This is a genomic window from Acinetobacter sp. YH12254 (assembly GCF_013417415.1).
Classification (GTDB): domain Bacteria; phylum Pseudomonadota; class Gammaproteobacteria; order Pseudomonadales; family Moraxellaceae; genus Acinetobacter; species Acinetobacter pseudolwoffii.
Genome location: NZ_VPEB01000002.1, coordinates 224,332 through 236,814, shown reverse-complemented (window position 1 = coordinate 236,814; position 12,483 = coordinate 224,332). Strand labels below are relative to the sequence as shown.

Sequence of the window (12,483 nt, the reverse complement as noted above, 5' to 3'; positions counted from 1 at the left end):
ACACATTACAAAACGTAGCAATTCTGTGAGAGCGGGTAATAATTGCTGCGTTCCGGGCAGGGTGCCTCATTTGGGATAGATCATGAATCAGCTAGAAGGTTATATCAACGCTTCTAGCTTAAAGAATTACTTGATATTGAGAGGATTATTGATCTAGAGGATACAGTTTTACGCCGGGTGTTGAGTCTGAAAAGAAACTGAATAAACCTTGCAGCCAGCTAAAGAACTTCTGCAACGGGTTGGCTTCTTCAATTTCGACATGATCTTCAATTTGAATGGTGCGAATTAACTGATTATTTTGATAAATCTGAATCGTGGCCAAAGGCATCATGCTGGCTAAAGGCGCAATGAGTTCAGATGCCTTCATTTCAACATTGATATGGGTCTGGGTTTCTTGAAGTGGCTCGATACTTTTTAAAGCGCCATCACCTGTATTTAGCATGACACGCTGATGCGCCTGATCAAACTGATTCAGGTCAATGCTATAGCTCTGATCATAAAGCGAGGTAGTAATAATCTGCGGCTGCTTGGTTTGCACTTTAAACATTTTTAAAGTGGATTTAATCACAGGCAACTCAGCCAACAGTTGCTGATCTTTGATCGCGACTTCATTGCGGGTATAGGTATAAGCCAGATTCATCAGTTTATGCGATATCTCAGCGCGCTTTGTGGCGCTTTTAGTGCCTAGCACTACCACAATCAGACGGCGCTTCGGCATTTCAAAGTCTGCTGTAACACGATTGGCTGTCAGCGCCAGGTTATAACCGGCCGCACGGGTAAAACCGGTTTTTAAACCATCTACGCTTGGGTCGACCTGAAGTACACGGTTGGTGGCACGATGAAAATGCTGGTTATAAGTGAAACTTGGCTGTTTGGAATAATACAGATAATCCGGGGTTTCATTCACCACCGCCATAGAGAGTCGGGCCAAATCGGCAGCAGTCGAATAATGCTCGGGCATGGTAATGCCGGCCGGATTCTGGAAATTGCTATGCTGCATGCCCAGTGCTTTGGCTTCCTGATTCATCCGTTCAACAAACTGGGGAACACTCCCCGAGATTTTCTCAGCCAGCGTCAACGCTGCATCATTGGCAGACATGATAATCAAGCCTGCCAGAAGCTGATCGACTGTAATCAGATCACCTTCTTTCAGATACATCTGTGACTCATCCCACATGACATTTTTAACCACAGATGTGGCAGTTAAAACTTCATTTTTATCTAATTTTCCGGCCTCAATTTCCTTTAATGCAATATAAGCCACCATCATTTTGGTCAGTGAAGCCGGTGCACGTTGCATGTCGGCATTGTGCTCTGCAATGACTTGACCAGACTGTGAATCCAGAATAGTCCAGGCTTCAGCTTCAACGCTTTCAGGCAGAATGTTGAGTAAGGCAGCATGTGAAAATGCAGAAATAAATAAGCTGAATACCGCAATCAGTGAGATGATGTATTTCAAGGATGTTCCTTAATAACCCGTCGGGCGTTGAACGATTAAATTTTCAGGCATGCTATGCCTTTTTTATACAGATAGCTAGTCGTAAATGTAGACAAATAAGACAGCTAAACCATCTTGGCTTAAAAAATGCTAAGCTAAGCTATACCTCATTTATTTTCATTTTATATCGCCCATTATGTTGCATTATCAAATCGAATTTGACGATTATCGTCAGCACCTTATTCACGTGACTGTTCGCTTTCTGGCAGACCCGACGCAGATCTTATCATTACCGACCTGGATTCCGGGAAGTTATTTGATTCGAGAGTTTTCCAAACACATTGAGGCGGTCAAAGCTTATGATGAAGATGGACGTCAACTGCAAATCCAGAAATTTGAAAAGAACAAATGGCGTTTATTCAATACCGATCATGAGCTGATTACGGTTGAATATGATGTCTATGCCTACGACCTGTCTGTTCGTGGTGCATATGTGGATCAAAACCGTCTCTATGTCAACCCGGCCTGTGCATGCTTGGGGCTAGAAGGTCAGGAAAATAAAGAGATTGAATTAGAAATCTTCCTGCCAGATGAGTTAAAGCATTTCCAACTGGCAACCGGCATGCAATCCAAAAGTCTGGTCAAGGGCCGTTTCACCCTGAAAGCCAAAAACTATGCTGAATTGATTGATGCACCGTTTGAACTGGCAGAGCAAACCCGTTTCAGTTTTGAAGCGAATGGTATTCCGCATGAGTTTGTGGTGTCCGGCAAGCATGCGATGAATGCAGCACGTATGCAGCAGGACATTGAGAAAATCTGTAGCACAGAAATCTCCATGTTCGGTTCAGCGCCATTTGCTGACTATACTTTTATGACCATGGCAACCGGAAATAGTTATGGTGGTCTGGAACATCCAAACTCGACCAGCCTGATTTCACCGCGCGATGACTTGCCGAAGGCCAATGAGCCTGAAGAACCTTCCAAAGATTATCAGCGTTTCCTCGGCCTATGTAGCCATGAATATTTCCATTCTTGGTTGGTGAAATTTATTCGCCCTGAAAATTTTGTCAATTATGATTTGAACCGTGAAGGCTATACGTCTTTGCTGTGGATCTTTGAAGGCTTCACTTCTTATTATGATGATTTGATTTTGCTACGCAGTGGCGTGATTAATCAAGAATCATATATCAGCTTGTTAAAAGCGCAGATTGATCGTTACTTGCAGAATCCGGGTCGTGCGATTCAGTCGGTGTCTGAATCCAGTTTTGATGCCTGGGTGAAATTCTACCGTCAGGATGAAAACTCGAATAATGCCGGCACCAGCTATTACAACAAAGGTTGTTTGGTTGCATTGTGCCTAGACTTAGGTTTGCGTTTACGTGGTTCAAGTCTGGATGCCTTGATGCGCCGTTTGTATGAAAATGCCCAGAATGGTATTCAGGTACATGAACGTACCATCTTTGAATTGTGCAAAGAGCTGACCGGTGATGATTGGTCAGAGCAGATTAATCACTTGATTAATACCACAGATGAATTGCCACTGGATCAGTTATTGCCTGAGTTTGGTATCTGTTATAACCTGAAAAATGACAAGTCATTGCCTTTTGGTTTAAAACTGGTAGATAAGCCGGAAGGTGTACTGGTTCAGTCGGCGCGTCGTGATAGTACTGCTGTAGTAGCTGGCCTTTCTGCCAATGATGTGATTATTGCCGTTGATGGTTTAAAAGCAATGACGAAGTTAATGGAAAGTTATGCAAAACAGGAAGGTGTTTATACCATGCATGCTTTCCGTCGCGATGAGCTAATGAGTTTTGACGTTCAGGCAGGTGGTTCTGAACTGACCGAAGTTGAACTGAAAATTGAAGATCAAGCCAAAGCTGAACAATGGTTGAAAGCTTAATTAAATTTCAAACTTTAAAAACCGATGCTTAGGCATCGGTTTTTAATTGCATCAAGTTTTGAAAATTATCTGATGATCAGTCGAGACGTACCGCGGAACTCTGCCACAATTTGATCATGCTGATTTATCACCTGAATATCGTAAATTCCACTACGGCCACTGCTGGCCCTATGTTCTGCTACAGCAGTCAATGTATCGCCAAGAACTGCCGGTTTTAAGTAATGAATTCCACAATGCTGACCAACAGCCGGATGTTCACCTGTATTACAGGCAATGGCAAATGCCGCATCTGCAAGCGCGAAAATCACTGCGCCGTTACAGGTCTGGTGACCCTGTAAATGTTGTTCAGTGACTTTCAGCGAAATTTTTGCGTGATTGTGACTATAAGCAACAAGGTGTGCACCAAGATGCTGGATTAATCGATCCTGATTAAACATCTGGTTGACTTGCTGATCCATTGCAAAGCTCCTTGTTTGAGATACGTTTTATTTTTAAATTCATTTAATATGAGTCATGAATAGCATTCCAGCACAAGAATAACAAGTAAAAGAATAAGGCCCAATAAGATGGGCCTTAAGTGAAAGAGCTTAGTTACCGCGATAAGTCGAATAACCATAAGAGCTCAATAACAGTGGAATATGATAATGTTCTAAAGCGCCATCAATCATAAAGACTACCGGTACTTCAGGGAAGAATGTCCGCTGATTATTGGCCTTAAACCAGTCACCCGTTTTAAAGGTCACTTTATAAATACCCTTTTGCAGATTGGTATCTTTTGGATATAGCTCTTTAATACGGCCATTTTGATCTGTTTTAGCTTCATTGAGCTTGACCCATTTCTCACCTTGCTGTGCTTCCAAAGTAACTGCAATATTTGCGGAAGGTAAACCTGTTTCCTGATTCAGAACATGCACACTAAGTGGATTCTGTGCAAAGGAAAGCGTGGCTGCGGTGCTCGCAAGGGTTGCTAGCAGGATTTTTTTCATGTTGTATTCCTCAGTAGATGGATGAAGCAATATTGAATAAAAGAAACCAATAAGACTTATTTAAATAGAGTAAAGCTGTTTTAAAGTGCTTTGAATGCCGCTATTGGCGCATTGATGATCTTGTTCCGAACCGCCTGCACCCGCAACACCTACAGCACCTAAAATATGATTCTGGTACATAACAGGTACACCGCCGCCCAGTAACAGCAGTTCAGGTAGGCTATTCAGGTTCTGTGCGTCCGGATTGTTCTGGGCATTGCGCATAAAATCCAGCGTACTGGTTTTCGTTGAATACGAGGTAAAGGCCTTGCGTTCTGCTGCGATCAGGTTGTGAATGCCGACAGATTCATGGCGTTGACTAGCCAGCAGATTACCACCCTGATCCAGAACCACGACTGCTGCGGGCTTGGCCTGTTTCTGGCAGGCCAACATGACATTGCTGGCCATAAGCTTTGCTGCTTCTAGCGACATGACTGGTGCTGTTTTTAATTCTGCATGTGCCAGTGAGCTGAGTAGTAATGAGCTGCTGAACAAGGCTAGGGTTGTTTTGGCGATTGAATTTTTCATACTTGTCATTCATGCAATTGAATACTGTTGCTATTGTAGAAAGAAATACGCCAGTGCAGCATGACAATCAGATTACCAATTTGTAATCTAGGCATAGCTAAAAACAGCTAAACTACTGACATGCATATTTTAATTGTAGAAGATGAAGTCAAGATTGCTGAATATCTGGCAAAAGGACTGAGTGAGTCAGGTTATAGCACGGCCATTGCTGAAAATGGCGTGTTGGCATTGGCGTGTTTACAGCAACAGTCATTTGATCTGGTACTGCTGGATGTAATGCTGCCAGATCTGGACGGCTGGCAGGTGCTGAAAACCTTGCGAACTTTTAGCCAGATTCCGGTATTGATGCTCACTGCACGCGATCATGTGCTAGATCGGGTAAAAGGCCTGGAGCTTGGCGCCGATGATTATCTGACCAAGCCTTTTTCCTATATTGAGTTACTGGCCCGGATCAAAAGTCTGTTGCGCCGTGTGCCGCGACTGGAGCAGGAGGCCTATCAGGTTGCAGGTCTGGTATTGAACCGCCTAAAGCATGAAGTATATCGTAATGAACAAAAGATCGAATTAAGCCAGAAAGAATTTGCGCTGTTGCAACTGTTGATGGAGCATCAGGGGCAGGTGATGACCCGGAGCCAGATTGCCTCCATGGTCTGGAATATCAATTTTAATACCGATACCAATGTGGTGGATGTGGCCATTCGCAGGCTGCGGAGCAAAATTGATGATCATTACACGCCAAAACTGATTCATACCGTACGCGGTATGGGTTATAAACTTGATGAATACCCATGAACAATCCTATCTTATTACCGCTGGCAACACGCTTGAGTATTGCGTTTGCATTGGTGTCCTGCGTGGTTTTTTTGAGTGTGGCGTTACTGTCTTATCAAAATATGCAACAGATGATTCAGGCTCAGCAGGATCAGGCACTGGCTGCACGTATTTCCCGAATTGAAATATTTCTTGAAGATGCCCAGAGTTTCGAGCTTTTGGTTCAGCATCCCAAATTATATGAAAACATGCTGGGGCAAGAAGATAATCTACTGCTGCTGCAACATCAGAATAATCGCTTGATTGAAATCAATCCTTTGCAGATTCATATTCCGGCATTGCACTATAGCTCCGCATTACAGTTTCAGAATAATCAGGCCGAACAGCCTTCGACACGACTGGCTTTTAAACAGGTGCAGTTTGATGGTCGCAGTTATCAGTTGGTGGCCGGCAAGCAGCTGGCAGAGGGACAAAGGATACTGGCAAGCTATTTATCAAAACTGGTGCTCTATAGTCTGCTTGGCATACTGCTCTCGACCTTGATGGCCTGGCTGGCAGGACGCTATATTCTCAAGTCCATGCGCCAGTTGATGCTGGCTACAGCACAGGTCAATATTCAGCAGCCCAATCAGCACATCGATGTTCAGAGTAATACGCTTGAGGTTCAAGAGCTGCGTCAGGCCATGAACGATATGCTCGCTAATATTCAGGCTGCGTATCAGCAGCTGGCACGTTTTTCTGAGGATATTTCACACGAACTTCGCACCCCATTAAACAATTTAATCGGGCAGACACAGATTCTGTTATCGCGGTCGCGCGAACCTGCTGAGCTGGAAAATCTGCTCTATTCCAACTTGGAAGAATACGAACGCCTGAGCCAGATGATTGAAAGTATGCTGTTTATCGCCCGGGTAGAACATGGCGGATATGCGATTGAAAAACAGCGTTTCAATCTAAATGACATGCTGCAAGAATTGCTTGAGTACTTCAGCTTTCTGGCCGAAGAGAAGCAGATGCATTTAAAAGTGGATGTTCCGCCAGATTTAAGTCTGACAGCCAGCACCGTATTGTTACAGCGCGCAGTCGCCAATCTGATCAGCAATGCCATTACTTATGGTCAGCCTGGGAGTGAGATTATTGTGTCTGCACAGCGACTCAACCACAGGATTAAAATATCAGTGTTGACGCCAGAAGTCTGGATTGCAGAGCAGCACCATCCGCATTTATTTGAGCGTTTTTATCAGATCGATGACAGCCGGCACGAAAAAGCCCAGACGGGTGGTCTGGGCCTTGCCATTGTACAGTCGATCATGCAGCTCCATCAGGGGCAGACAACTGTAGAAAATACACCGTCTGGCGTGATCTTTAGCCTGTCCCTACCTGATGAGCAGACTGGGTTTTAACCACGACCGCGTCCGCGACCACGAGGTGCTTTGGTATTTGGACGAGTTGTACCATTGGTACGACGTTTCGGCTTTTCGCTTTCGTCCATTTGCCAGATACGTTTGGTACCTGATTTTTTCACTGAACCATCTTTGTTCTTGCGAACCATTGGCTTACCACCCGTACCACCCGGTTTTTTCACATAAGAACGTGAACGGTATGGCTCTTCAGCAGGAACATTCTGGAAATCTGGATAAAGTAAAGGTTCAATTTCCTTGGTTTCACCCGGTTTAATATCCATACGTACAAGGTCAATATCACCAATTTTAGTACGGATTAAACGCAGTGTAGGGAAGCCCACCGCAGAGGTCATACGACGAACCTGACGGTTACGGCCTTCACAAATCGAAATCTCAACCCAAGACGTTGGGACAGATGCACGGAAACGTACAGGAGGATTACGCTCCCACAACCATTCCGGTTCAGATACTTTTTCAGCTTTGGCTGGAAGGGTCATGCCATCTTTAAGTTCCACACCTTTACGAAGCTGCTCAAGTGCTTCTTCGGTGACATCACCATCAACCTGCACCATATAGGTTTTAAACTTTTTATTGGCAGGATTGGTGATGTACTGGTTCAGACCACCGTGATCTGTTAAAAAAACCAGACCTTCTGAGTCCATGTCCAGACGACCAGCAAGACGTAAATCTTTGTCGTCGATGAAATCAGCCATGGTTTGGTGTTTTTCATCTGGGCGGAATTGGGAGAGGACGTCATAGGGTTTGTTTAAAATGACGATTTTCATAGGAAATAACTTCTATAATTACATAAACTTAAAAAATGTAGAGGCTTATTTTAAAGGGAAATTTGGTTATTTCCCGTATAAATCTCAAAAACAACGAATCTGGATTAGAATATTATGCGTTAAGAACAGTTGAAAGTATTGCCTAATTGGCAATTATTTTTAGGTTTGTCAGTAGCATTCGGAAAAATATGAAGAATAGAATATCAAAAGATCGTAGTACCTGCGGATGGTGCCAAATTACCGTTAATGCAAACCTGTCCCTCAACCTAGCAAATAATCCAATTGTCCCATGTATCAAAGGGAATGAAATTGGTGCTGATATTACACCAACAATGCAGGCTGTGGTAGATGTTGCAGTTTAAAAGCATAGAGTAGTAAGCCCTCAAATGCTTGGATCAGATAGATATCGAATCTGTCAGAAGTAAAAAAGGTTATTAAGTTAATCAAAGAGAAAAAATGGACATGACTAGAATCACCTTGAACTAAATTGTGCGTTAAACATGAACTACTAGAAAGAAGTCCTGACCTGATCATAAAGAAGATTTTAACTATAAAAAAATAGCCAAAGAGCGAACATTCATGCATTTGCGCGCTGGAGGTCAAGCGCAAGACTGCGAGCTTGTTTTGAATTTGATCATCCTACTATTGCAGATATACTTAACTCATTAAAGCCTGATTCTCCTAATTAAAACCTATATTAAGCGCAGGTTTCTCAGGGGGATTAAATTTTCTTAAATTCTGATTGATAAACGCCCAAAAGTTAAAATGAGTATCAAGCTGCAACTTTGCGTAAAGATTGTAGTGAGCCAGAACAGGATTTGTTCTGAGTTGAATCACTTAGCCAACCTATTATTACATTGACGTATTTGGATACAGCTCGATGATTGGCATATTTTCCAAAAACGTTAGAGTGATCAATGGAACTTCCAGTGATAGAGACGTTTCTCCGAAGGAGTACATAATATGGCCAAATCTAAAGCGAAACATAAGCAGGTCCAACAAAAGGACAAGCAGGACAGCGCTCAGAATGAAGAGCAACAACAGCAACAACCAGCCAAACCCTCCCGTGCAAAAAAACGTAAGTAATTCCTAGCTACCTTCCATAACAACGCCCTTACATAAGGGCGTTGTTATATCATTGATTTTATAAAAATATCATTCAAAAAATTACAAGATTACGACTTTAAATTGTGCTGTTCTGCTTAAGATAAAAACCATCTTTCTAAAATAAATGCGAATAATATTGGTGAAATTTTTTCGGATTTTAAGCTTAATTTTATCTGTATGCTTTGTCTTGACCGCCTGTCAGCCACCACCTTCAGGTGAAGCAGCAGGATGGAAAAGTCCTTATCTTTATTGGCAACTGAAAAAGACTCAATTAGAAGCACCGTTACAGATTCCGGTCGAAGGTATTACAGTCCGTCAAATTAATGATACGTGGGGAGCCGCGCGCAGTGCAGGCCGTAAACATGAAGGGACAGATATTTTTGCTCGACGTGGCACACCTGTCTTAAGTGCCACCCAAGGGATTGTACGTAAAATTGGCACCAATAATCTGGGTGGGAAAGCTATCTGGGTGACAGGGCCTGATATGAGTCAGCATTACTATGCGCATCTGAATGATTATGCTGAGCATATTCAGGAAGGCGACTGGGTGGAAGCGGGCGAAGTGATTGCCTATGTCGGCAATACTGGAAATGCCAAAAATACTCCGCCACATCTACATTACGGGATTTATCTGAGCGGGCAAGGGGCGACCAATCCATATCCTTATTTCGTGCCTTCTCCTTGAGCAGAAACTGGATGGGGTTGTGTTTCAGGAGTGAATCTGGCAGGACGGGTACACCAGAATAATTGCAATGTTCCTAATAAAAGAACAAATGCAGCTAATATGAACTGTTGATGATAGCTCAAACCAAAATATTGCAGCGCACTAAAACTGAGTCCGCCAATCAGCTGAACAGAGGCGAAACACAAGGTGGCAATGCTCCAGAGTTTTTTATACGCCAGCCCATACAGTTGCAAAATGGTATAAGAGGTCAGGAAGACCACAGCAGGGTTTAGCATGCCGGTCAAAAAGGAAGAGCTCAACGTGAGCAATGCTTGGCCCTCTAGAGTCGCAATAAAAATAGCCACAATATAAAGACTATAAAGAATTTTTAGGGCAGCAAAATTACCGAATTTTCTGGCCAGTGCATAAGCACTGAAGGCACCTAAAGCACTACCAAATCCATAAAGAATCCAGTTGAAGTTAATCCAGAACAAGCTCAACTCCAACTGCTGGCTTAAATAATCAATCCAGAAGAGCGAATGCGGTATATAGGCAAAGGCGCTACACGCGTAGACAGCCAGTAAGCTATAAAAGACGCTACTCAAAGATATCTTGGAGGTAGTCGAAGGTGCTTGTACGGACAAATAAGGCTTAAATTTTTGGATAAGTCCACTTAAACATAGACAAATGAGCAGGGCAAAGCCACATAAGATCAGCCAGGCAGTCTGTATGGAAATCTGATCCAGATAAGGCAGAAACAGGGTTGCAATTAATACACCTAATCCGATTCCGCTAAAACCGATAAAGTTGATTTTAAGACGATCCTGAAGCTCACAGCACTGCGCGACTACACTCGGCGATAAGATCATCATCAGCCCGCCGCTGATTCCTGAAATCACGCGCCAGACGATATACCAAACTTCAGAGAAACCAGAAAATGCACAGCACATCAGACTGAACATACCGGCAAAAGCTGAAATTTGAATATACCTGCTCATACTGCGGTCTTGAGGCAGACGCATGGCGGTATAGGCACCAATTAAATAGCCCAGTAAATTGGCACTGCCCAAAAGCCCGGCAAAATCTGTACTCCAGCCAAAGGCTTCTCGTGTACCCGGTAACAGCGCAGTATAAGAGAAACGAAGAATGCCAATCCCCAAGCACATACTAAGGCAGAGAAACAGGCTGAGTTTAATTGTGTGTGAGGACATCCGTGTGTTCATAAAGTTTTATATTTGGTTAAAAAATAACATGAATCTTCGTGATTAAGGAGAAATCACTTGATAAGAAACCGTTGAGTGCAGGAATTTGTGCTTCAGGAAGTCTTTGTACTTTTTAAAATGTTATAAGTCGAAACTTTGAATATGGAGAGAAATAAAAAAACCGCATTCAGAAATGCGATTTTTTTATGTTGTCTATTTCAGGAGTTAACGCATCTTGGCCAGGAAACGGCCAACACGGGTAAGGGCTTCACGCAGTTCATTTTCAGCCGGCAGGAACACCACACGAAAATGATCCGGTGTCGGCCAGTTAAAGCCTGTACCTTGAACCAGAAGTACTTTCTCGGCACGTAACAAGTCCAGCATCAGCTTTTCATCGTCCTGAATTGGATAAACGTTCGGATCCAGTTTCGGGAAGCAGTACATCGCCCCCTCAGGCTTGACACAGGACACCCCAGGAATCTCGTTCAGCATTTCCCAGGCAATATTACGCTGTTCATACAAACGGCCACCCGGACGAATCAGGTCATTAATGGACTGATAGCCGCCCAGTGCAGTCTGAATTGCATATTGCGCCTGATGGTTGGCACACAGGCGCATAGATGCCAGCATGTCCAGACCTTCGATATAGTCTGCTGCACGTGTTTTATTGCCGGTAATGGCCATCCAGCCAGAACGGAAGCCAGCAATACGATAAGCCTTTGATAAACCGTTAAATGATACACAAATCTGATCACCTGCCAAGGCAGCTACAGCGACATGCTCGATACCGTCATAGATGATTTTGTCATAGATTTCGTCAGCAAATAAAATCAGGTCATACTTCTTGGCCAAGTCCACGATCTGTTGCAAGACATGACGCGGATAAACCGAACCGGTCGGGTTGTTTGGATTAATAATCACAATACCACGGGTATTTGGCGTGATTTTACTTTCCATATCGACAATGTCTGGATACCAGTGATTTTCTTCATCACATTTATAATGAATCGCCGTACCGCCAGACAGATTGACTGCCGCAGTCCAGAGTGGATAATCTGGCATTGGAATCAGCATTTCATCGCCATCATCCAATAGACCCTGCATGGCCATGACAATCAGTTCAGAGACACCATTACCGATATACACATCATTGACGTGCATATCCAGAATGCCTTTTTGCTGGTAATACTGGCAGATCGCCTTACGTGCCGGGAAAATCCCTTTAGAATCTGTATAGCCAATGGCATTTGGCAGATTTAAAGCCACATCATTGATGATTTCTTGTGGTGCTTCAAAACCGAATGGGGCGGGGTTGCCGATATTCAGTTTGATAATCTTATGACCCGCTTCTTCCATCTCGATGGCCGCTCGTAACACAGGCCCGCGAATGTCGTAGCAAACATGCTCGAGCTTAGACGATTTCTTAATTTCGCGAGGGGTTTGGAGAGTGTTCGGCATTTTGATGTTCTCGGAAAGAGTGGAGGTCACTTTTGCATAACGGTATAAATAACTTTTAAATGTCTCAGTTGTTACCAGATCGAGATGATGTTCATCTCTGAGTAAAGCAACAATTCTTTCATGGGTAAATCCTAGCTGTTGATACTGTTTGATCACAGGAAGTAAATTCTGAAAAATTACGCTCTTTTTTTGCGACATTTTT

General features: G+C 43.4%; 12 protein-coding genes and 1 pseudogene. 6 read left to right on the top strand and 7 right to left on the bottom strand.

The window, feature by feature from the left end; genetic code table 11:
- Positions 1 to 145: 145 nt before the first annotated feature.
- On the bottom strand, positions 146 to 1,459 hold the full coding sequence (locus FTV29_RS02890) for a D-alanyl-D-alanine carboxypeptidase PBP6B (protein ID WP_005097430.1): 1,314 nt from the start codon (positions 1,457 to 1,459) through the stop codon (positions 146 to 148).
- A 175-nt stretch (positions 1,460 to 1,634) separates the two neighbouring features.
- Here FTV29_RS02890 and FTV29_RS02885 point away from each other — a divergent pair, with 175 nt between their 5' ends.
- Positions 1,635 to 3,338, top strand: a complete 1,704-nt coding sequence (locus FTV29_RS02885) for a M61 family metallopeptidase (protein ID WP_180075039.1) — start codon at positions 1,635 to 1,637, stop codon at positions 3,336 to 3,338.
- 65 nt (positions 3,339 to 3,403) lie between these two features.
- On the opposite strand, the gene paaI is transcribed toward FTV29_RS02885, so the two are convergent.
- The 3 genes from paaI to FTV29_RS02870 all read right to left on the bottom strand — a co-directional run bounded on the left by paaI (position 3,404) and on the right by FTV29_RS02870 (position 4,891).
- Positions 3,404 to 3,796, bottom strand: a complete 393-nt coding sequence (gene paaI, locus FTV29_RS02880; protein ID WP_005170269.1) for a hydroxyphenylacetyl-CoA thioesterase PaaI — start codon at positions 3,794 to 3,796, stop codon at positions 3,404 to 3,406.
- Between the two features lie 129 nt (positions 3,797 to 3,925).
- The gene (gene uraH, locus FTV29_RS02875; protein ID WP_180075038.1) at positions 3,926 to 4,324 is read right to left on the bottom strand and encodes a hydroxyisourate hydrolase; all 399 of its coding nucleotides are present in this window, start codon (positions 4,322 to 4,324) and stop codon (positions 3,926 to 3,928) included.
- 60 nt (positions 4,325 to 4,384) lie between these two features.
- Positions 4,385 to 4,891, bottom strand: a complete 507-nt coding sequence (locus tag FTV29_RS02870) for a heme-binding protein (protein WP_180075037.1) — start codon at positions 4,889 to 4,891, stop codon at positions 4,385 to 4,387.
- A gap of 120 nt (positions 4,892 to 5,011) precedes the next feature.
- Between FTV29_RS02870 and FTV29_RS02865 the strand changes: the two genes are divergently transcribed.
- Positions 5,012 to 5,683, top strand: a complete 672-nt coding sequence (locus FTV29_RS02865; RefSeq protein WP_005097421.1) for a heavy metal response regulator transcription factor — start codon at positions 5,012 to 5,014, stop codon at positions 5,681 to 5,683.
- The gene (locus FTV29_RS02860; protein ID WP_180075036.1) at positions 5,680 to 7,065 is read left to right on the top strand and encodes a heavy metal sensor histidine kinase; all 1,386 of its coding nucleotides are present in this window, start codon (positions 5,680 to 5,682) and stop codon (positions 7,063 to 7,065) included. Before FTV29_RS02865 ends, FTV29_RS02860 begins: the two co-directional genes overlap by 4 nt.
- Here the strand turns inward: FTV29_RS02860 and FTV29_RS02855 are convergent.
- Positions 7,062 to 7,850 carry an rRNA large subunit pseudouridine synthase E gene (locus tag FTV29_RS02855; RefSeq protein WP_005170277.1) on the bottom strand — a complete coding sequence of 263 codons (789 nt, stop codon included), beginning with the start codon at positions 7,848 to 7,850 and terminating at the stop codon, positions 7,062 to 7,064. The genes FTV29_RS02860 and FTV29_RS02855 overlap by 4 nt on opposite strands.
- A 195-nt stretch (positions 7,851 to 8,045) precedes the next feature.
- Here FTV29_RS02855 and FTV29_RS15080 point away from each other — a divergent pair.
- The 3 genes and pseudogenes from FTV29_RS15080 to FTV29_RS02850 form a co-directional block, all read left to right on the top strand.
- Positions 8,046 to 8,209, top strand: a pseudogene (locus FTV29_RS15080) (NADP-dependent isocitrate dehydrogenase); the annotation flags it as partial.
- A gap of 604 nt (positions 8,210 to 8,813) precedes the next feature.
- Complete coding sequence (locus tag FTV29_RS15075) at positions 8,814 to 8,936, top strand: hypothetical protein (protein ID WP_257224402.1); 123 nt, start codon at positions 8,814 to 8,816, stop codon at positions 8,934 to 8,936.
- A gap of 145 nt (positions 8,937 to 9,081) precedes the next feature.
- Complete coding sequence (locus FTV29_RS02850; protein ID WP_180075035.1) at positions 9,082 to 9,642, top strand: M23 family metallopeptidase; 561 nt, start codon at positions 9,082 to 9,084, stop codon at positions 9,640 to 9,642.
- Here FTV29_RS02850 and FTV29_RS02845 read toward each other — a convergent pair.
- Complete coding sequence (locus FTV29_RS02845; RefSeq protein WP_100534787.1) at positions 9,621 to 10,832, bottom strand: YbfB/YjiJ family MFS transporter; 1,212 nt, start codon at positions 10,830 to 10,832, stop codon at positions 9,621 to 9,623. The genes FTV29_RS02850 and FTV29_RS02845 overlap by 22 nt on opposite strands.
- 216 nt (positions 10,833 to 11,048) lie before the next feature.
- A complete protein-coding gene (locus FTV29_RS02840) occupies positions 11,049 to 12,479 on the bottom strand; it encodes a pyridoxal phosphate-dependent aminotransferase (RefSeq protein ID WP_180040831.1) in 1,431 nt (476 codons plus the stop codon).
- Positions 12,480 to 12,483: the final 4 nt, after the last annotated feature.